At 53.7% G+C, this 23219-nt stretch carries 4 protein-coding genes; all 4 read right to left on the reverse strand.

The window, feature by feature from the left end:
- Window positions 1-35: 35 nt before the first annotated feature.
- The gene (locus tag ACTJJS_RS29360) at window positions 36-20126 is read right to left on the reverse strand and encodes a non-ribosomal peptide synthase/polyketide synthase (protein ID WP_440667174.1); all 20091 of its coding nucleotides are present in this window, start codon (window positions 20124-20126) and stop codon (window positions 36-38) included.
- 43 nt (window positions 20127-20169) lie between these two features.
- Window positions 20170-21117: an AMP-binding protein gene (locus ACTJJS_RS29365; protein ID WP_440667176.1), complete on the reverse strand. Its 948-nt coding sequence runs from the start codon at window positions 21115-21117 to the stop codon at window positions 20170-20172.
- A gap of 88 nt (window positions 21118-21205) precedes the next feature.
- The gene (locus tag ACTJJS_RS29370; RefSeq protein WP_440667178.1) at window positions 21206-22171 is read right to left on the reverse strand and encodes a 2,3-diaminopropionate biosynthesis protein SbnB; all 966 of its coding nucleotides are present in this window, start codon (window positions 22169-22171) and stop codon (window positions 21206-21208) included.
- 11 nt (window positions 22172-22182) lie between these two features.
- Entirely contained in the window at window positions 22183-23148 is a 966-nt protein-coding gene (locus tag ACTJJS_RS29375) for a pyridoxal-phosphate dependent enzyme (RefSeq protein ID WP_440667180.1), read from the reverse strand.
- Window positions 23149-23219: the final 71 nt, after the last annotated feature.

The raw sequence follows: 23219 nt of genomic DNA on the forward strand, positions 1-23219 counted from the left end.
GTTTATAATACCAGTAAATGTTCATGGATACCGACTTACAGCTCGTGTACATCGTAGGCGGCATCATTTTCCGCCGAGGCGGTGGCAGTCAGTGCCTGGATATAGGCAGCCAGCTGCGCGATGTTCTTACACTCAAACAGTTTGCTCACGGAGAGCTGGATAGCCAGCTTGCGTTTGAGATGAGCCACCACCCTTACTGCCAGCAGCGAGTCACCACCCAGTTCAAAGAAATCATCGTATATGCCTACCTGTGGTATCTCCAGCAGTTCCTGCCAGATAGCGGCCAGGTCTTCTTCCATGGTATCGCGAGGCGCGACGAAAGTGCCTTTGTGCAGATCGTCCGGGTCAGGCAGGGCGCGGCGGTCTATTTTACCGCTGGCAGTTACCGGCAGTTGCTCCATGGGTATCAACAGGGCAGGCACCATGTATTCGGGTAATTTTTCCTTCAGGTAACTGAGGATACCTTCCTTGTCAAAGTCGCCCTGCGGCACGATATAACCTACCAACCGTTTGTTATCAGCGCCATCGGCCCTTGCCAGCACCACCGCTTCGTTTACCAGCGCGCATTCCTGGAGAACGGTTTCAATTTCACCCAGTTCAATGCGGAAGCCGCGTATTTTCACCTGATGGTCTATACGGCCGATGTATTCGATGTTTCCGTCGGCCAGCCAGCGGGCGGTATCACCCGTGCGGTACAGGCGTGCGCCCGGCGCGGTACTGAATGGATGCGGGATAAACTTCTCCCTGGTCAGCGTTTCCCGGTGGAGGTAACCACGGGCCAGGTTAGCACCGCCGATGCACATCTCCCCTGTCACGCCGATGGGGCACAAAGCACCATAGCGGTCCAGTATGTACACGTTTACGTTGGCGATAGGCTTACCGATGGTCACCACGTTATCTTCCCGTATAGGCTGGTCCGTTAGCGTGGTACATACCGTGTTCTCCGTAGGCCCGTAGGCATTAATCAGGCGGATGCCTTTTCCCTGCAGGAACTTACCGTCTTCACGGTTCAGTGGCTCGCCCGCAGACACGATGGTTTTTACCGGTCCCAGTACGTCTTTGATAATATGCTGGTAAGAAGGCGGCAGCGTTACCAGGTCTACCTGTTGGGTGTTCACCAGTTCTGCGAAACTGTCGGCCGACAGCAGGTCTTCTTTACGCGGCAGCACCAGGATGCCGCCACTCAGCAGTGTATTGAATATCTCATAGCAGGAAGCGTCAAAGCCGAAAGAGGCAAACTGGAGGGAACGCATGCCAGGCTTGAGCCACAAGGCATCACGCTGGCTGAGGGCGAGGTTGACCACGCCGCGGTGTTCCAGCATCACGCCTTTAGGCTTACCGGTAGAACCGGAAGTGTAGATCACATAAGCCAGGTCTTCGGGCGCAGGCAGTTTAGCCGGTTCTGTCACCGGGCAATTGCTGATGGCAGCGGCGTCTTCATCGACCAGCACGATGGTGGCATCAGGGTTGGCCACGCGCAGTTTCTCTGCGCAGCTGTAGCTACTGACCATTACATCGGCGCCTGTATCTGCCAGCATGTAGCTGATACGGTCTGCCGGGTATTCCGGATCGATGGGCACATAGGCCGCACCGGCCTTCAGGATGCCCAGTATGCTGATGATCATTTCCAGTGAACGTTCGAGGCAGACAGGCACCAGTGAGCGGTTGATCACGCCTTTGCTGCGGAGATAGTGCGCCACCTGTGCGGCGCGTTCGTCGAGCTCACGGTAGCTTAAATGTTGGCCGGCAAATATGAGCGCGGTAGCTTCCGGTTGCAGCCCCACCTGCATTTTCAGCTGGTCGATAATGGTATTATTGAGCGGATAATCAACCGCTGAAGCATTGAACGTATGCAGGAGTGTTGTTTCCTCCGCACTGTTCAGCATGGCCATAGAACCAATGCTGGCTTGCGGTGTAGCCACAGCAGTACGCAACAGCTGTTCAAAATGGCGGGCCATCCGCTGGATTGTATCTTCCCGGAAGAGGTCTGCGCAGTATTCCACACAGCCCCGGAGCTCTCCTCCCACTTCTTCCAGCGTAAAGTTGAGGTCCACTTTGGTGGTGGTATAAGGGATATCTTCTATGGTGAATTGTACGTCCTGTAATTTAAACTCAGGTATAGCCGGCGCGTTCTGCAACACGAAGGCTGCCTGGAACAGTGGCGTGCGGCTCACATCACGGTCTTTCACCACCGCATCCACGATTTTCTCAAAAGGCACTTCCTGATGGGTGAAGGCGCCGAGCGTGCTGGCTTTCACCTGTTGCAGGAAAGAGGAGAACACCGGGTTGTCACGCAGGTCCGCGCGCAGCGCGATGGTATTGATAAACAAACCTATCAGTCCTTCTGACTCGTGCTGTGTTCTGCCTGCTACCGGACTGCCCACGCAGATATCATCCTGTCCGCTGTAACGATGCAGCAGCACATTGTAAGCGGCCAGCAGGGCCATAAACAACGTCACGCCTTCTTCGTGGCAGAGGGTCCGTATGTTGCCGGTCAGTTCCTCATCGAGCATGAACCAGAAACGCGCGCCACGGGTGCTTTGTACAGCCGGACGGGTAAAGTCGGTAGGCAGCTGTAACGGCGCCACGTCATTCAGCTGGCGTTTCCAGTATCCCAACTGTTCTTCGAGCACGTCACCGGAGAGGTAATTCCTTTGCCAGAGGGCATAGTCCGCGTACTGCACCGGCAATGCTTTCAGTTGTGGCGCACGGGCTTCTACGCCGGCGGCATACAGTTCCATCAGTTCATCCACAAGGATGGTGTTGGACCATCCGTCGGAGGCAATATGGTGAAGTATTACCACGATCAGGTGCTCCTGTTCTGACAGGGAGATCAGGTGTACGCGCAGCATGTGATCATGTTGCAGATCGAACGGTATTGCCACCAAACGGGCTATTTCTTCATGCAGGGCTTCCTTATCATTCAAATAAGCCGGACGGCTGATCCTGTCCAGGCACCAGTTGCCCGCAGGCTTCACGCGCTGGAAGGCTTGTCCGTCTTCCTGCTCCATCACAGTGCGTAACACCTCATGGCGGTCAACGATCGTCTGGAAAGCATTTTCCAGCACCTGTGGCTGCAGGTTGCCCTTGAGGCGCAGCACCGTTGGCACGTGATAGTGAACGCTGCCTTCCATCTGGTCTATGAACCACAAACGTTCCTGGCTAAACGACAGGGGCACTTGTTTCGGTCTGTCTTGTTTTACGACTGCAGGCACCGTAGTGTCCACACGGTTGCCGTCGAGGCGGGCCGACAGGGCTTTGATGGTAGGATAATCGAACACGTCGCCGATCACCACTTCTGCCGTCAGTTCTTTACGGATGGCAGAGATCAGGCGGATGGCCAGCAGAGAATGTCCTCCCAGCGCAAAGAAATCGTCATGCAGGCCTACCTGTTCCACGTCCAGCAACCTGGCCCAGATAGCAGCCATTTTGATTTCCGTTGGCGTAGACGGCGCCGTATAGTCATCACCGGTAGTTACCGTCACTTCGGGGTCTGGCAGCGCCTTACGGTCAATTTTTCCATTCGGCAGCAGCGGAAAATGGTCCAGTACCACTACGGCGGAAGGATGCATATAGTCCGGCAGTTCCTGACGGATGTAGGCTGCCAGGCCTTCCCGGTCGTATTCGCCATTGGCCACTACATAGGCCACGAGGCGTTTCTCTCCGGAGGCATCGGTTTTCACCAGCACCACTGCCTGACTGATATTGTCAAAGGCAGCCACTACGGATGCTATTTCTCCCGGTTCCACGCGGTATCCCCTGATCTTTACCTGGTCGTCTATGCGGCCCATAAAGAGGATGTTCCCGTCGGGCAGGTATTTCACCAGATCGCCGGTGCGATAAAGCCGCTGGCCGGCGCCTGGCTGAAATGGGTCAGTGATAAATTTATTTTCAGTGAGGGCTGGTTGATGTAAATAGCCTTTGGCCACACCGGCGCCGCCAATCAGCAGCTCTCCCGGCACGCCCGCCGGACAAAGTTTCCCGGCCGCGCTCACGATGTAAACACTGGTATTGGAGAATGGCTTGCCGATCGGCACTGTTTTTCCGTACACCTTATCTGCGCTCACCACATGCAGCAGTTTTCCAATAGTCGTCTCCGTTGGGCCGTAGTGGTTCACTACGACGCAGGTTGCCTTAGCTGCGCGGACACTGTCTATCACGCCGCCCTCTAATGCTTCACCGCCGAATATCAGCAGCTTTTCAGGAAGCAGCAGCGTATCGCCGGAGCAGAGCGCTTTCCAGTGGGAAGGCACAATTTTGATGCAATCCAGCGGATGACGGCGCAGGTAACGGTTGATTTTCTCAGGGTCGTTGATAGCGTCTTTGGAGAACACATGCAGTGCACCGCCTGTCAGCAGGGAACCGAAGATCACGGTATTGCCAAGGTCGGTCGCAATGCTGGACAACAAGCCGAAGGTACGGCAGGTATCCAGTGGTGTGGCAGCTTTCAGGCCGTACGTATAGTCCACCAGGTTACGATGGGTCACCAATACGCCTTTGGGCTGCCCTGTACTGCCGGAAGTATAAATCACATAGGCCACACTGTCCGGGGTAACTGTAGCGCCTATACGGGTGGTATCCAATGCGACGGTTTTCGAAGCAGCGCCGTCAATGGCAATGACTTGCAGGGAAGAGCATTGCGGCAGCAGTTTTGTACAAGCTTCACTGCTCACCACCATGCGGGCGCCGGTATCTTTCAGCACAAAAGCAATACGCTCTGCCGGAAATTCAGGATCGATGGGCACGTATGCAGCACCGGCTTTCAGGATACCTAACATACCAATGATAAGGTGCACCGAACGCTCTATGCACAAGGGCACCAGTTCACCGGGTTGCACGCCCAGGTTACGCAGGTAACGGGCCAGTTGGTTGGCGCGGTCTTCCAGCTGTTGCCAGGTAAGGCTTTCCGCTTCAAACACAACGGCTGTTTCCCGTGCCACATGGCCGGTCTGCGCTTCAAACAGGCTCACAACAGTAGCGTCTTTAGGATAGTCCACTTCGGAAGTATGGACCAGCTCAGCTTTTTCCGCCGCTGTCAGCGGCTCTATGTCTGCCAGTATTCCGGTCTGTTGCGTCACTATCTGCTCCAATACTTCGCGGAAGTGACCTGCTATCATACGAACAGCTGTTTCCGGCAACAGCCCGCTGTTATAGGCAAACAACAGCGAGGTTTGTTCTGCGATGGCGATGATGATGGTCAGCGGATAGTTGGTATGCGGATGTATCTCCACATTCTTTATCCTTAATGCCCATTCGCGCGCTTCCAGTACTTCAGTGACCGGATAGTTCTGGAAAGTGATGGAACTGTCGAACAAATCGGCGCCCACGCCGGTCCATTGCTGCACATCGTTCAGGCTGGCGTACTGGTAGTCGCGGCTTTTCAGCTGGCCTGCCTGTATTGCCTGTAACCATGCTATGATGCCTTGTTTTTCATCTATGCCGGTATGGAGCGGCAGGGTATTGATATATAGCCCTACCCTTTGTTCTACGCCGGGCAGATCGTCAGGTCTTCCGGACACTGTAACACCGTAGGAGATTTCATCGCGGCCGGTGTAGCGATATAACAGGTACGCCCAAACGCCCTCCATCAGCGTACTGGTGGTAATATGATTTTGCTGCGCGAAAGTTGTCAGCCTTTGGGTAAAGGCATGGTCAAGCAGGAGCTGATGCTCAAGATACACGCCGCTGCCTTTGGTCCTGGACGTGGCCGCGTCTATAAAGGGCAACAATGTTCCTTCGGTTGCGCCTTGCAGATATTGTTTCCAGAAGGCAGCCAGTTGTTCCTTGTCCTGTTTTTCCTGATAACGGATATAATCTTCAAAATGGTCTGTTGTTACGGCAGGCAGTTCTTTACCTGTCACCAGCAGCTCGTAGGTATTAAGCAGGCTGTCTACCAGTACTGGTAGTGACCAGCCATCCAGCAAAATATGATGGGACGTCCACAACATCCGGTAGCTGTTGCCTTGCAGCTGCACCAATGTAAGCCGCATCAGTGGCGCTTCCCGGAAGTCAAATCCCTGACGCAGGTCATCTGCCTTAAAGGCGGCAAAAGCTTCTTCCTGCGCTGCTTTGTCAAGATGGGTATAGTCGAGTATGGTGACCGGTATTTCCACCTGTTCGTATACGCATTGTACCGGGATGCTGAATTCATCGTAATAAAATGCGGTACGAAGGATGGTGTATTGTTGCAGCAGCCGGTTCCAGCTCTGGATAAATGCATGCGGGCGCAACTGTTCCAGTTCGCAGATGAATTGTTCGATATAAGTACCGCTTTCGCCATCGTAGAGGCCGTGGAAGAGCATGCCTTCCTGTAATCCGCTGAGGCGGTAGAGGCCAGACACCTGGCTTCGGCGGCCGGCGCCTTTGTACTGCGCGTCCATGAAGCGGTCCAGCTCCTGCCAGCTGATTTCCTGTCCCAGCCCGTAATCTGCCGGTGTGGCTTTTGTTTCCTGTTGCGCCACACAATGCTGTACCAGTGTTTCCAGTTGTGACAAGTAGTCTGCCGCCAGCTGTGCGATAGTGTTCGCATCATAATGAGCCCGGCTGTATTTCCATTGTACTACCAGTTCACCTCCCTGTACGATGCAGTCCACGCCCATCTTTTCATTGATCCTCAGTGCCGGTGACAACCCGGTACCGGAAGATTCTTTAGCGAGACCGAGGTAACTACCGGGCTGCGTCACATTGTCCACCTGACCGAGGTAGTTGAAGATGATGTCCCAGGGGTGGTTGCCTTGCAGCGACGGGACTTTATTGATGTATTTCAGCACACCGTAACCAATACCTTTGTCAGTTAACTTACGCAGGCTTTCTTTCACTGTTTTCAGCAGTGCGTCCGGACCTTCGCCTTCGGCGGCAGGCAGGTACACCGGATACAGTGATGTGAACCAACCCACGGTGCGGCTTGTGTCTACGCCGGAAGTAATGTCTTCGCGGCCGTGGCCTTCGAGGCCGATGACCGTGCCTGCCCCTCCGCTCCAGGCGGAGAGAGTGCGCGTTAATGCGGCCAGCAGCAGATCATTTACTTCCGTGCGGTAGGCTGCGGTGGTGCGTTGTAAGAGTTGTTGCGTCAGGTCAGCGTTCAACCGCACTTCCTGGGTACGGAGGTCCGATGCCGTTATAACCGATTTACCACTGAAATCGGTCGGTAAAGGAAGGTAACGTTCCTGTACCTGTTCCCAGAAAGGCTGCTGGTTTTGCAGGCGGGCAGATTGACCATAGCTGGTAAGTGCCTGCTGCCACTGGCGGTAGGAGGTGCCTTTTGGCATAGTCAACGCCGCAGGTCCTTGTTGCAGCAACAGTTCCAGGTCTTCCAGCAGGATACGCCAGGAAACGCCGTCCACTGCCAGGTGATGCACCACCATCAGCAGGCGGTTGTCTTTTTCCGCTGCAGGTGTATGCACCAATACTGTTCTGACAAGGATGCCACTTTCCAGGCTAAGCGTAGCGTGATATTGTGCCGCCAGTTCCTCCATACGGTCCGGCAGTTGTGCGGTCGGAACAGCCTGCAGGTCTTCGATGGCGAGCATGCCTTCATAACTGCCATAGCCTTGTTCCCACTGATCGCCGTTATGCGTATATCTGAAGCGGAGCGCATCGTGTGTGGCCAGCAGTTGTTTAACAGCCGCTGCCAGCTTGTCCGCATTGACTTCTTTGCTGATCGTCAGCAACACGCTTTGGTTAAAGTACGGCGCATCTGCGCCGGCTGTTTCCAGGTACCATTGCTGAATAGGCAGCAATCCGCTGGTGCCTGTCAACAGGCCCTGTTCTCCAGCCAGCACCGTTTTGCTGCGGGATTGCAGTTCCGTTGCCAGCGCAGCAATGGTTTGGTGCGTAAAGATATCGCGGGGTTGGAATTCCAGTCCGGCCCTTCTGGCGCGGCTCACCACCTGTATGGTGATGATGGAATCACCACCGGATTCAAAGAAATTATCGTAAACGCCTATACGCGGCAGGTTAAGAAGTTGTTGCCATATGCCGGCGAGTACCTGTTCCGTTTCGTTGCGCGGCGCCGTATAGGCCCCGGCAGCCACTGTCGTGAAATCAGGATCTGGCAGGGCTTTGCGGTTAACCTTTCCACTGGCCGTAAGCGGAATAGCTTCCAGCGGAACAAGGATGGCCGGCACCATGTATTCAGGCAGCCGTTCCCTGAGCGCGGACACGATTGCGTCTTTATCGAATGTCGTTGCCGGCGCCACATAACCGATCAGGCGCCTGTTTCCACCGGCATCTTCCCTTACGACCACGGCCGCATCGCTGACCAGCTGTGAATCAAGCAATGCATTTTCTATCTCGCCCGGTTCCACACGGAAACCACGGATCTTTACCTGGTCGTCTATACGGCCCAGGTATTCGATATTACCGTCAGGCAGCCAGCGGCACAGGTCACCGGTGCGGTACATGGTGGCGCCGGCGGTTTGACTGAAAGGATCTGCCACAAATTTTTCCCGGGTCAGGTCTGTGCGGTGCAGGTAGCCTCTGGCAACCTGTGCGCCCCCGATGTGCAATTCGCCTGCAATACCCGGAGGCAGCAGATGACCGGTTTTGTCTACAATATAGAGTTGTGTGTTGGCCACAGGCTTCCCTATCGGCACTATATCTATATGACCCGATGTAGCAGTTGCATGCCAGCAGGTAACATCAATAGCCGCTTCCGTAGGCCCGTACAGGTTATACAGCTCCACATGCGGCAGTTTTTCCCGCACGGCCATTACCTGTTGAGGCTTCAGGGCCTCACCGCTGCACAGCACGCGCTGCAGTGACGGGCAGGCGCCGCCGGTAATGTTTTCCAGGAACACATTCAACAGTGAAGGCACGAAGTGAATAGTCGTGATGCCATAACGCTGAATGGCCGACTGCAGGTAGTCTGCGTCCTTCTGCCCTTCTGGTTTGGCGAACACCAGTTTGGCGCCGCAGATCAAAGGCCAGAGCAGCTCCCATACAGATACGTCGAAACTGAAAGTCGTTTTCTGCAACACAGCATCTTCCGGCACGAGGCCAAAATAATCCTGTGTCCAGAGCAGGCGGTTCACCACCCCTCTGTGTTCGTTCATCGCACCTTTCGGATTACCGGTAGAGCCGGAAGTATAAATCACATAGGCCAGGTTATCCGGTGTGATCTTCACGTCCGGTGCTATAGCAGAACGGCTGCTAATAGTTTCCCAGTCGCTGTCCAGCCTGATCACCGTCACATCCGGAGGCATCAGGGCCGCTGTGCGGCTATCACCCAGTACCACCGCCGCCCTGGTGTCCTTCAACATGTAATGTACACGGTCTTCAGGATAAGACGGGTCTACGGGCACATAAGCGCCACCGGCACGCAACACGCCAAGAATAGCTACGATCATGGCGTTGGAACGTTCCAGTAAAACGGGCACCAGTGTTTCTTTGCCTACTCCTTTGCTATGCAGATAACCAGCCAGTTGCGCAGAACGCTCCTCCAGCTGACGGTAAGTCAATGCTTCCTCTTCAAAGACAGTCGCGATGGCATCCGGCGTACGATTGGCCTGTTCGGTGAAGAGGCTTATCAATGTTTTGTCCTGTGGATAATCTTTTGCAGTATCATTAAACGCTGCCAGTTGTTCGCGTTCTGCGTTGGTCAGCCATTCCAGTTCCCGTACCAACAGGTTACCGGACGACATGACCTGTAACAAAACCTGTTCAAAATGTCCGGCGATGGCGTTTACATAATCACCTGAAAGGATATCGGAATTGTAATTAAAGCGGATGCTCGTTTCCTCTCCTGCCTCGATGATAATGTCCATCGGATAGTTGGTATGCTCATGGACAGATGCATTATCTATCCGCAGGCGCCAGTGACCGGCATTTACCGCTTTGCTCACCGGATAGTTTTCAAACACCAGCAGGGTATCAAACAGATCGCCTGAAATACCGGCGCCGCGCTGGATAGTATCCAAACCGGTGTACTGGAATTCCCTGCTTTCCAGCTGGGCACCCTGTATGTCCTGCAACCAGGACACCATTCGGCTGTCTTCCTGTACTGTGGTATGCAGTGGCAGCGTATTGATATACAGACCGACGCGTTGCTCTATGCCCGCCAGGTCTTCCGGGCGACCGGAAACAGTAACGCCATAGGTCACTTCGTTGCGACCGGTATACCTGGATAACAGGAACGCCCACACGCCCTGCATAATAGTATTGATGGTGACCCTTTGCTGTTGGGCGAAACGGGTCAGTGTAGCGGTAGCATCTTTATTCAGCAGTATGCTGACAGCTTTGTAAATGCCGGCGCCTTTGGTACGTTCAGCGGTAGCGGGAATGAACGGCAACAGTGTTCCTTCGTCCACATCTTTCAGGTACCGCTGCCAGTAAGCAGAAGCCTGCGCTTTGTCCTGCTGCTCCACGTAGTGGATATAATCACTGTACTGATCTTTTTCGTAGGTGCCTAAGGGTTGCCCGGCCGACAGTTTTTCGTAGGTGTTCAGCAGATTTTCCAGTAACACCGCCAGCGACCAGCCATCGAACAGGATGTGATGGAATGTCCACAACATCCGGTAACGCTTGTCCTGTAAGCGTATCAGCGCCACGCGCATCAACGGTACTTCTGTAAAATCAATGCCTCTTTCCTGATCTGCCAGTTCATAATCCCTTATTGCCTGTTGTTGCGCGACGGCGTCCAGATGGCTGTAGTCCAGCACGGTGAAAGGCATTTTCACGTCGTGGTAGGCACATTGCACCGGCACACTGAAATCATCGTAGTAGAAACCGGTGCGTAGCACGCTGTAGCGGCCAAGCAGGTAATTCCAGCTTTGTTCCAGTATTGCAATGTCCGGATCATCCAGGTCACATCCCAGCTGTTCAATGTACGCTGCGTTGTGTTTGTCATACAGTCCGTGGAAGAGCATACCTTCCTGCAAGCCACTAAGGCGATAGATGCCTTCTACCTGCCCCTGTCTTGGCACGCCTTTGAAATCAGCCGCCATAAAGACGTCCAGCTCGGGGATGCTGACAACATTGCCCAGACCGAAATCAGACGGCGTGAAAACAGCATCCTGTTTCGCGGCACAATGTGCAATCAGCTCTTCCAGTTTCGTGAGATACAGTGCAGAGAGTGCGGCAATGTCCGCAGCATCAAAGTGAAGCGTGCTGTAACTCCAGTCGAGCACCAGTTCTCCATTTTGAACAACGCTATTGACCGCTATTTTTTCGTGCACGGGATAATCCAACGCCATGCCCTGTCCCGGCAGCTCTTCCGCATGGCGGACAGGCCCTGCTTCACTTACCACGCGGTCAGCCTGACCGAGGTAGTTGAACACGATGTCCCATGGATCTTTACCCTGCAACGCAGGGACTTTAGTGAGATATTTCAGCACTCCGAAACCGATGCCTCTGTCGGGCACCTGCCGGAGTTGTTCTTTCACGGATTTCAGTACAGCGCCTGTTGCCTGTTGGCCTGCCACATCCAGCAACACCGGGTACAACGTGGTGAACCAGCCCACCGTATGGGTGGTATCAACGCCTTTGGCAATATCTTCGCGACCATGGCCTTCCAGGCCGATGATCACCTGCTGCCGGCCGTTCCATGCAGCCACCGACTGCGCCAAAGCGCACAACAGGATATCATTGATTTCTGTGTGATAGGCCCTGGGCGCCTCCTGTAACAGGGCGAGCGTTTTCTCCGCGTCCAGTCGTACCTGCTGTTGGCGTACATCCTTCAGTGTTACAGATTGTGCAGCGCGCTTCTGTTTTTCCAGCGGCGCATAATGACTGGCAATTTTCTCCCAGTAAGCCGGCTGGCTGCTCAGCAGCGCCTGGCTACCATAGCTGGCCAGCGCTTGCTGCCATTGGCGCATGGACGTACCTTTGGCGCCAAGTACCTCTTCCAGCTGTTTGTTGTCTTTGTTTTTCAGCAGCAGAGCCAGATCTTCCAGTATGATTCTCCATGACACGCCATCTACCGCGAGGTGATGGATTGCCAGCAGCAAATGGTTATGAGCTTCCGCCGAAGGCGTTAACAACAGCGTAGCATGTAACAATACACCGGCCCTAATGTCCAGACTGCGGTGGGCAGCATCAGCATATGACAATACCTGTTCCTGTAAGGCCGCAGGAGAAACCGCATGCAGGTCCACCACTTCAAGGGTTCCTTCTGCATCGCTGTAATATTGTGTCCAACCGGTTGTTTGTTGTTTGTACGTGAAACGCAGCGCATCGTGGTAACGGACCAGGCCCGCCACGGCCGTTGCGATGGCTTCAGGTGTAATGTCTTTATCGATCTTAACCCACAAGCCCTGGTTATAGTGAGACACAGTAGGCGGCTCACTGTTAAAGTACCATTGTTGAATGGGCAACAATGCGCTTTCACCGGTGAGCGTTCCCTGCTCACCTGCATTCACTGCCTGTTGGCCGGTGCCCAGCATGGCTGCCAGGCCTCCGATGGTCTGATGCAGGAACAGGTCGCGCGGGTGCAGGTGATAACCGGCACGACGGGCACGGCTGACCACTTGTATTGTGATGATAGAGTCACCTCCCAGTTCGAAGAAATTGTCGTGCAGCCCTACGCGTTCCACACCGAGCAGGTCTTTCCAGATGAGCGCCAGCGCGCGTTCAGTGTCCGTACGCGGAGCGATGTATTCATTGGTCAGCACAGCACCGGCGTCAGCGTCGGGCAGTGCTTTTTTATCTACTTTGCCATTACGGGTCAGTGGCAGTTTGTCCAGTTCCACCAGGATGGCCGGCACCATATAATCGGGCAACTTATCTTTCAGATAGGCCAGTATAGCCGCTCTGTCATAAGTTCCGTTAGGCACTACGTAGCCCACCAGGCGTTTGTTGCCTTTGTTGTCTGCCTTCGCCAATACTACCGCCTGGTTCACCAGCTCGCATTTGGTCATCACGTTTTCAACCTCGCCCAGCTCAATACGGAAGCCACGGATTTTTACCTGGTCATCTATACGGCCCAGGTATTCCAGCGAACCATCCGGCAGCCAGCGGCCAAGGTCGCCGGTGCGGTACATGCGGGCATTGGGTTCGTTGCTGAACGGGTCTGCCACGAATCGTGTTTCGGTGAGGTCCGGACGATGGAGGTAACCTCTCGCCAGGCCGGCGCCCCCTACGTGCAGCTCTCCAGCCACGCCCGCCGGCGCCAGTCCGCCGTATGGGTCCAGGATATATAAGCTCAGTGTAGGAATAGGCACACCAATAACGCTGCCGCTATTGGCATGATGTAATTCTATCGGCTGATACGTAACGTGTACGGTTGTTTCGGTAATGCCATACATATTGATCAGGCGGCAGTTACGATACAACTGTAGCCATGGCTGCACTTTACCGGGGTTCAGCGCCTCACCGCCGAAGATCACGTAACGTACCGGAACAGCATCTGCAACGCCGGTCAGATAATCCTGTAACACATAGAAAGCAGAAGGCGTCTGGTTCAGGACAGTCACCTTTTCACGCAGCAACAACTCGCCGAAAGCAATAGCATCCTGCGCTACGGGCTTAGGCACGATCACCACACGGCCGCCGTAAAACAGCGCGCCATACATTTCCCAAACAGAGAAGTCGAAGCAGAAAGAGTGGAACATGGTCCACACATCGTCACTGTTAAAGTCATATAAAGGCGCGTCCGTTTCAAACAGGCGTACTACGTTGCGATGCTCTATGAGCACGCCTTTGGGGTTACCGGTAGAACCGGAGGTATAAATCACATAAGCGAGGTTGGAGGGGCGCAACCGGGTAACCGGGGGTTCCGCTTTATGCGCGGCAGGCGTACGCAGTTTTTTATCTACCGCCACCACCGTGGTATTTTTACGATTGGTTTTCACCTTGTCTTTGCAGGCGCTGCTGGTAACGATCACCGTAGCGGCGGTATCATCCAGCATAAAGCGGATGCGCTCTTCCGGATAGTCGGGGTCAATGGGCACATACGCGCCACCTGCTTTCAGAATGCCCAGGATACCGATGATCATCTCCAACGACCTTTCTATGCAGATAGGCACCAGTGTGTCTTCCTGTACGCCTTTTTCGCGCAGGTGATGCGCCAGTTGGTTGGAGCGCGCATGCAGCTCGCGATAGGTCAGCATATCGTTGTCCAGCGACACGGCTACGGCATCAGGCGTACGAAGCGCCTGTTCCATCAGCAGGTCTACAATAGTTTTCTCTTTGGGATACCCGACAGCGGCAGCATTGAAAGCTTCCAGCAGCTGTTCGCGTTCTCCTTTGACCAGCATCGGCAATAAACCGATTTTTTCTTCCGGCTTCAACACCACGCTGCGCAGCAGCTGCTCAAAATGCTGCCACAAACGAACAATTGTCTGATGGTCAAACAGGTCGCTGCAATATTCCACGTTGACATCAATACCGTCGCGGTTTTCGATGGCAGAGAAACTCAGGTCGAACTGCGCGGTAGTATGCTCAAACACTTCTTCTTTCACGGACACGCTGCCAAGGCTGATGGCCGGGATATCCGGCATGTTCTGCAAACCGAAGACCACCTGGAACAACGGCGTTCTGCTCAGGTCCCTGCTGGTCACTACCGCATCTACTATTTTCTCAAAAGGCACTTCCTGGTGATCGTAAGCGCCCAGCGTTGTTTCTTTCACCTGTTGCAGCAATGCTGTAAAGGAAGGATTGTTGCCCAGATCACTGCGCAGTGCCAGCGTGTTCACGAAGAAGCCGATCAGTCCTTCCACTTCCTGCTGTATCCTGCCGGCAACGGGGCTGCCCACGCAAATATCATCCTGTCCGCTATAACGGTGTAATAGTACCTTAAATGCAGCCAGCAATGTCATGAACAAGGTCACATCCTGTTGCTGGGCGAGCTGTTTTAATTGTTCCTTTAGGATATTTTCTATTTTGAATGAAGCCATGCTGCCCCGTCTGCTCTGCACTACCGGACGGGTACGGTCTGTAGGCAGGTTCAAAGGCGCTACGCTTTCCAGTTGTTTTTTCCAGTATTCCAGCCGCGTGTCCAGCACTTCAGGTGTTAACCAGCTGCGTTGCCAAACGGCATAGTCAGCGTATTGCAGCTCCAGTTCCGCCACAGCGGCCGGACTGTCCTCCGTATAGGCTTCATAGTAAGCCGCCAGTTCGTTCACCAGTATGGAAACAGACCAACCGTCGGAGGCAATATGGTGCATGGCCATCACCAGAATGTATTCTTCGTTGGCGCCTTCCATCAGGTGCGCCCGCAGCATATGGTCTTCCGAAAGATTGAACGGTGTATTGACCACAGACAGAATATGCGCATGCAAGGTAGCCGCATCTGTGCGGCGCAGGTCCCACTGCGAAACGTCCATCTTCCACCTGTCTTTATCCATCACCTGCTGATAGGCGGTACCATTTTTCTCACGGATAACGGTACGCAATATCTCGTGACGGTTCACCAGCGCCTGCAAGGCTTTTGCCAGCGCATCTTTGTTCAGCGCGCCTTTCAGGCGCAGGGCCAGTGGCATATGATAAGCTAAGGAACCTTCAAGTTCGTCGATAAACCACAAACGTTCCTGGCTAAACGATAACGGTATCAACGACGGGCGACGACCGGTCAGCACAGGCGGCAGCAAACTGCTTCTGTCCTGCTGGTCCAGGTAAACAGCCAGGTCGCTGATGGTGGGATACAGGAAGAAGTCCCTTACTGTCAACTCCACATTCATTGCTTTCCTGATGGCCGATACCGCGCGGGTGGCCAGCAACGAGTGCCCACCGGATTCGAAGAAATTGTCTTTTACGCCGATAGTCTCCACACGGAGCAGGTCGGTCCAGATCGCTGCCAGTTCCCGCTCCGTAGGCGTCACGGGCGCCTGATAGTAGATACTGCTTTTGCGCTGCATGTCTTCCCTCTCGGCCAGGAAGCGGCGGTCTGTTTTACCATTGTTGGTCAGCGGCAACTGCTGCAGGGCTATAAAATCAGTGGGGACCATGTATTCCGGCAGTAGTTTCGCCATTGTTTCACGGATATCCCGCTGTATCAGCGCACAGATATCGGGGAACAGCGGCACGCTGGTCTTTGGTGTGGCCGCAGCTGTCGCAGGCGCTGCAGCGCGCTCTATAACGCCGTCAAAAGGATGGCGTTCCAGTACCATGTCCACTTTCAGCGGATCTTCATGCAGCAGCAGACGATAGTGGTATCCTTTGGTTTTGGCCAGCCGGATAATTTCCTGCACCATATGGGTTTCCGGATCAGGCTTGGCACTGAAGGCCGTCAGTTCGCGTACTGTTTCCACAGCTTTGCTCCGTACTGCCAGGTCCAGCAGCCGCTCCTTCCACAACCTTGGGTTAGGCACATCCTTTAAGGCGATGATGTCTTTGCCCGTTGCCAGGTCTTCGAGCACACTGCTTTTGTCTTCCAGTGTGTCCCATGCCTGCCAGTCGGTGCGCAGCACGTTCTTCTCCTTTCCTACATGGATGACGACCGTATAACGGTAAAGGCTCAACTCATTACTGTAGTCGGCTTCTTTCCACTGGATATTGATATGAGTGATCTCCGGGAAGATCTGGGCCAGCTGGTAAAAGTAGGCGGGAGAGAAACACAGCTCCTCTTCTTTCAGCACCTCTTGTTCCACCTGCCAGTTAAATTCACGGATGTTTGTTCTGTCCTGCAGCACATCCATTTGCAGCCGGCGTTTAAAGGACGGCAGTAAACGGAGGTCCCGGACGTCGCCGATGATAATGGTGCCTTCTCCTTTCAGCAGGGACACACATTTGGTCAGCACGTCTGTCATATATTGTTCGCCCGGAAAATACTGCACAATGGAGTTGAGGATGATGGTATCGATGGATTCCTGTTCATCGATCGTCACATCATGTGCAGCGCACAGTTTCAGCGTGGTATCCGGGTAAATACGCTCTTTCTTGTCTATCCTGCGCTGTATCTGCGCCATGGACACGCTGGAGAAGTCAGTGCCGATGTAGCGCTCTATATGACCTGCCAGCTGATAGTAGATCAGACCGGTACCACTACCGATTTCGAGTACCCGTTTGGGTGATTCAGCGAGGATGACTTTCGTGATGTCCTGCAACCACCGGGCCATGAGCTCAGGCGCAATAGCGCCGCCGGTGAAGCTGTCGTTCCAGCCGGTGATGTTAAACTCCTCGTCCAGGTCGGGTACTTCTTCCGCTTTGGTGTAGGCCGTTTCATACAGTTCTTTCCATGTCTCTACCTGTTGCAGGTACAGCTGGGCTTCTTTTTTCCGTATAGCCTGCTGGTCGGGGATATAATAGCCTACCAGTCGTTTTTCACCGGGCGCCTGTTGTTTTACCACTACGGCGCCGGCCATCACCTCATCGAGGTTGTTGAGCACTTTTTCTATCTCTCCGGGTTCGATGCGATAGCCCCTTATTTTCACCTGATCGTCTATACGGCCGAGGTATTCCACCGTGCCGTCAGCCAGCCAGCGGGCGCGGTCGCCGGTACGGTACAACCGGGCGCCCTGTTCGCCGCTGAACAGATCTGCCACAAATTTTTCCGCGGTAAGTTCCGGCTGGTGCAGGTAACCTGCTGACACGCCGGCGCCGCCTACGTATAGTTCTCCCGCTACGCCGATGGGCGCAGGGTTGCCGAAAACGTCCAGCACGTACGCGGTACGATTGCCCAGCGGCCGGCCGATAGGAATACTTTTACCGCGCGTCAAGGTATCAATGGGATAGGTAAGAGAGAAAGTAGTATTCTCCGTAGGGCCGTAACCGTTAATGACGGTGGTCTGCGGCCACGCCGCACGGAAGCGGCGGATATGTTCCTCTGATAACTTCTCCCCTCCCACCATCACTGTGGAAAGGCCTTCAAACAATTGTATATCATCATCCACCAACTGGTTAAACCAACTGGCGGTAAACCACATCTTGGTGACTTTCCGGTTGCGGATCTCTTCACGCAACAGGCGGTTATCGAGAAAATGGTTCTGCGGGCACATCACCAGCTGGCCGCCATTGAGCAACATCCCCCAGTATTCTATGGTGGTGGCATCAAAGGACGGAGAGCCGGTAGACAACAACACATCGTCTGGTCCGAGCGGTACGAAGTTGCCGCCGGTGGCCAGGCTCACTACGTTGCGATGTGTTACCAATGCACCTTTGGGCTTGCCGGTAGATCCGGAGGTATACATCACATAGGCGATGGCATCAGCGTTAAGATTTGTCTGAACAGGTATGGCCGGCTGGGCATCCAACGCCGCCGCCATCTGATCGGTGCACAGTAGTACGGCATCCGGCGCGGCTTCCAGTAACAGCGCCTGATAGGCCGTACTGGTGAGTATCCTGTTGCCGCCGGTGTCCTGCAACATAAAGCGGATACGTTCCCTGGGATATTCCGGATCAATGGGCACATATACGCCGCCGGCTTTCAGAATACCGAGGATACTGACGATCAGCTCTACAGAACGGTCCAGGCATACAGGCACAAACGCGCCCGGGCGGACGCCCAGTGTCTTCAGGTATTGCGCCAGTTGGTTTGTACGGTCTTCCAGTGTTTTGTAGGTCAGCTGCTCGCTTCCGAAAGACAACGCCACGGCAGCAGGTGTTTTCTGCGCCTGCTGATCGAAGAGGGCCATGATGGTTTGACCGGCAGGATAAGCCACGGCCGTTTTATTGAAAATATGCAGCACGGCTTCTTTCTCCCCGGCAGGAAGAATATCGAAAGCGCCCACTTGCACGGTGGGGTTAGCCACTATGCTGCGGAGCAGTTGCAGGTAATGGGTTACCATGCGCTGCATGGTAGCTTCGCTGAACAGGTCCACGCAGTATTCCAGCTCTACCTGGATACCATCAGGCTGCTCAAGGAGCGACCAGTACTGATCAAACAGGCTGGTGATATGTTTTACCGGTTCACGGGTGATGATTGTCTCGCCCATTTTTAATGCCGGCATGGGGGGTTCATTGTCCAGCACAAATATCACCTGGGAAAGCGGGTTCTTGCTCACATCTCTTTCGCCGCCCATCATCTCCACCACTTTTTCAAACGGTGCGTCCTGGTGCTCGTAGGCGTCCAGCATGGTATTTCTCACCTGGGCAAGGAAGTTGGTAAATGCAGGGTTGCCACTCAGATCACTTCTGAGTGCCAACGTATTGACAAAAAATCCAATGAGCTCTTCTATTTCCGTCTGTGTTCTGCCGGCGATGGCGCCGCCCACGCAGACATCATCCACGCCGCTATAGCGGTACAGCAGCACTTTAAATGCCGCCAGCAATGTCATGTACAGGGTGGCATTTTGTTCACGTGAAAGCTGGCGCAACCCGTTTGTCAGCGCTGCATCGATCATGAAGGTGATCATGGCGCCGCGCGTGCTTTTCAGCATGCCCCTGTCCCCATCAGTGGGCAGTTCCAGCAAGGTAGTGCCGGACAGTTTCCTGCGCCAGTAGGCTAATTTTTTATCCAGGAAAATACCCTGCAAATATTTGCGCTGCCATATGGCATAATCAGCATATTGTACCGGTAGCGGCTCTGTCGTGTCAGTATGGCCGCCGGTATATACGGCGTACAGTTCCACCATTTCCCGGAACAACACAGACATGGACCAGCCATCCGCTGCGATGTGATGGATGACGATCACCAGCATGTGTTCCTCCGGCGATAATTTAATGAGATGAGCCCGGAAAGTATGGTCAGAGGTAAGATCGAAGGGGATATTGAACAGGGTGGTAATGTAAGCGTCCAGCTGCACGGGGTCTTCCCGATAACGCTCATCATCTGTTAAGCCCAGGTGCCAGCGGTCTTTTTCCAGCACATGCTGGTATGGCCGGCCTTCTTCCTGTAAGATGACCGTACGCAGTATTTCGTGCCTGTTGACGATCGCCTGAAAAGTACGTTCCAGCGAGGCTGTGTCCAGCCGGCCTTTTACGCGGAAAGCGCCTTTCATATGATATTGCACGCTTCCCTGCAGCTGGTCGATAAACCAAAGGCGCTCCTGGCTGTACGACAGGGGCACATGGCCTTCAAAGATGCCGGCCAGCGGCATAATGGCCGAGGCATATTCCTGTTCGGTATCTTTTTGTTTCAGGTATTCAATCAGGTGAACTTTATGCTGTCTTAATTTGACGAGAAACGACTCGTCGACCTCCCTGTCATCCTCAATATTCAATAAGAGGCTGTCGTTTTCAAATGATATAGTGACCCCATTTTCCGTAGCCTGTTGCAACAGGGCTACAATATCGTTAACGTTTAAACTGGGCATTGTACTAAGGTTTTATAAAAATTGCTGGATGGAATATTTTGTATCACAATACGGTGTTCTTTCCGGGGCCGTAGGCGTTGACTACGGGGATTCGGCCATATGCAGGATGGGCGGACCACTGCTCCAGCAGTTGGCCGCTTACCGTCTCCCCTTTCACCAACAGGTATTCCAGGTGTTTCAGGGTAGCGCCGGTATTTTCCCCGAGCACGGTGGCGAGGTGGGAAGGCCCCAGCTCCAGGATGGTCACGGCATGGCGGTCGACTGTCCGGATAAAGGCTGCAGCGTTATGCATCAGATGGTGGGGATAGATAACGGTAGTACCGCCGCTGAGAAGCGCAGCTAACATTTGCCATATAGCTGCCGCTGAGGTAAATGGCGCGGTGAAGGCTATCACCGAATACTCATGGATACTGAGCTCCGTGGTCCTGTCCAGAAGGAGATGAAGCAGGCCTTTATACGTCATCACAGTCCCTTTGGGGCGGCCGTCGGTGCCGGAAGCATATAGCATGCAGGCGGCATCGTCAGGCTGCGGTATATGCCCCGGGGCGCTGACGGGCTCATTACTGAAAATATCCGGCACATGGTCCAGCAGAATCACGCTGACGGCTATGTCCCTGGGGATGTTTCTGCGGGCGTAGCTGCTGCTGATCATCACATAAGCGCCGGTATCTTCCAGCAGGCAACGGATATCTTCTTCCGGGCATTCAGGGTCTACAGGCACATAAGCCGCACCGGCTTTAAAAATACCCAGAATGGCCACCAGCATGTTTACCGAACGTTCTACACATACCGGGACCAGCTTATTGGCCTTCACGCCCCTGCGTTGCAGGTAATGGGCCAGCTGATTGGAGCGTTCGTGTAATACGCGATAAGTCACTTCTGTACCTTCATACCGGAGCGCTATCGCGTCAGGAACGCGTGCTGCCTGTTCAGCCAACAGTGTAATCAGCTCATGCTGCACAGGATGCAGCGGTAGTTGTTGCAGTGGCATAGCTCTGTTATTTTGAGGGAACGGCGCCATGAACGCCGTTCAAATAGGGTTGCACATGAATGTCTGCGGGGTTAACAATACAGGGCGGTCAATCAGGCATCATCATGCCTACTTTGCGGCTGATGGCCTGCTGATAATAATGTCCGCCAACGGCGATGTCATAAATGGCCATGCCCATCGGGTTGAACATCACTACGCCCTCCTGGTCTTTCAATGCGTCTTTACAGACCACATCGGCGATAGATAATGTGTCCCCTTTTTCGAGGCCCATGATTTTATGCATGTTTTCGATATCGGTGTTCTGGCGACAGACTTCCTCCCAGTCGTCTACCACCACTACGTCCATATGACGCACCATTTCCACTTTATAGTCGCGCAGCGACACGTTCAGCTGCAGGGATGATTTTACCGGCGGCAGGTCTACATACGGCGCAGATGACACGGTGCAGGTAATAAAAATATCGGCCGGCGTATAACACTCCTGCCAGGAGGTGGCCACTGCAACCTTATCTTTCACGGCAGGGTCCACGGCTGTCAGGTCTACCCCATTGATATCGTATAATAAAACCCTGTCGAGACGATCTCCCAGTATAGCAGTGACCATGTTGAGATGCATTCTGCCAATAGGCCCAAAGCCGATAATACCTACGGTAAACTGCTTATCTTCCTTCCTGGAGGCGAGGTACTTTTTCAGTATCACGCCGGAAACGGCCGCCGTACGGATGCCGCTGATAGTGGCGGTATTGATGACGCACAGTGGTATCCCTGAATCATGTTCATTAAGAATGGTCACTGAATGCGCTCTTAATTTGTTCTGGTAGATATTGCCCGGGAAGCTGGCTATCCATTTGATACCGGCCAGGGGCGCCTGTCCGCCTACATATGCAGGCATAGCGATAATACGGTTTTGCGGGTCTCCGTAACGTAAATACGGTTTGATCGGCTGCGAATAATCCTGCTGGTGCAACGCAGCAGTAGCCTCACTGATCACATTCGTCAGTTCGTCCCATTGGATACCGATTTCACGGATATGGTCGGCATTCAGATAAAGCATATATAGTTGTTTTAAGCGATGGTGGCAGATTGTAGCTTATGCGCCAGCTGTGCGGCCCATTCCGGGTTATAGATAGTGTCCAGGTAAGAGTGGCCTTTGTCCGGAAAAACGAGCAGCGAATTAGGCGGCGTATCGAAGGACTGCTGACGGAAATAATTTTTGGCAGCGAGATATACCGCGCCGGAAGAAGCGCCGGCAAAGAGCACCTGCTCGTTGAGCAGCTCCAGGCAACCTTTAACGATATCCGTTTGTGAGAGGATCACCACATCATCTATCAATGCATTTTTGATGATAGGCGGCACCTGGCTGGCACCGATACCGGAGATGTACCTCTTTACAGGCGGAGCGTTGAAGATAACAGAGCCTTCCACGTCCACACCGATTATTTTAATGTCCGGGCGTTCTGCTTTGATACTGCTGGAAATGCCGGTGATGGCGCCGCTGGAGCTTACCGCCACAAACACATAATCGATCGGCTCAGGACAGGCCAGGATTTCTTTCGTCAACCCGTAGTACCCTTTGTAATTATTGGGATCACCATACTGATCGGCGATGAAGGAGTTATCAATAGTCTCGTGCAGCTTGTTCACCGTATCAATACGGGTAAGCAGGTAACCGCCGGTATGATCACGTTCGGTGATCTTCACTACTTTGTAAGACAAGAGGTTCAACAGTGATTCATAGGCACTGTTGATATTCGGATCTATAACGGGAATAAATTTAAGGTCGAGCATCTTACAGATGGAAGCCACCGCGATAGCGAGGTTACCAGAGCTGGAAGCGATAATCGTAGTGTCCTGGTTAATATGACCGGCCTTGATGCCGTGATAGATAATGCTGTAGCCCGCGCGGTCTTTAGAGCTGCCGGAGAAATTGTTATATTCCAGTTTGGCCCACAAGGGGGTGTCTGTATTCCGGAGGGAAATGAGGGGCGTATTGCCTATGAAAGCAGACAACTTTTCTAGCTGTTGTAACATGTTAGAATATTTATTATAAAAAGAGGGGTATACCTGCATCCGGGGTGGATGCAGGTAACAGATAGTTGGCA

Source organism: Chitinophaga sp. 22308, assembly GCF_052045305.1.
Lineage (GTDB): Bacteria > Bacteroidota > Bacteroidia > Chitinophagales > Chitinophagaceae > Chitinophaga > Chitinophaga varians_A.

Coding starts and splice junctions, on each gene's coding strand:
- ACTJJS_RS29360 (WP_440667174.1), bottom strand. CDS start 20,126: ATGCCCAGTTTAAACGTTAACGATATTGTAGCCCTGTTGCAACAGGCT.
- ACTJJS_RS29365 (WP_440667176.1), bottom strand. CDS start 21,117: ATGCCACTGCAACAACTACCGCTGCATCCTGTGCAGCATGAGCTGATT.
- ACTJJS_RS29370 (WP_440667178.1), bottom strand. CDS start 22,171: ATGCTTTATCTGAATGCCGACCATATCCGTGAAATCGGTATCCAATGG.
- ACTJJS_RS29375 (WP_440667180.1), bottom strand. CDS start 23,148: ATGTTACAACAGCTAGAAAAGTTGTCTGCTTTCATAGGCAATACGCCC.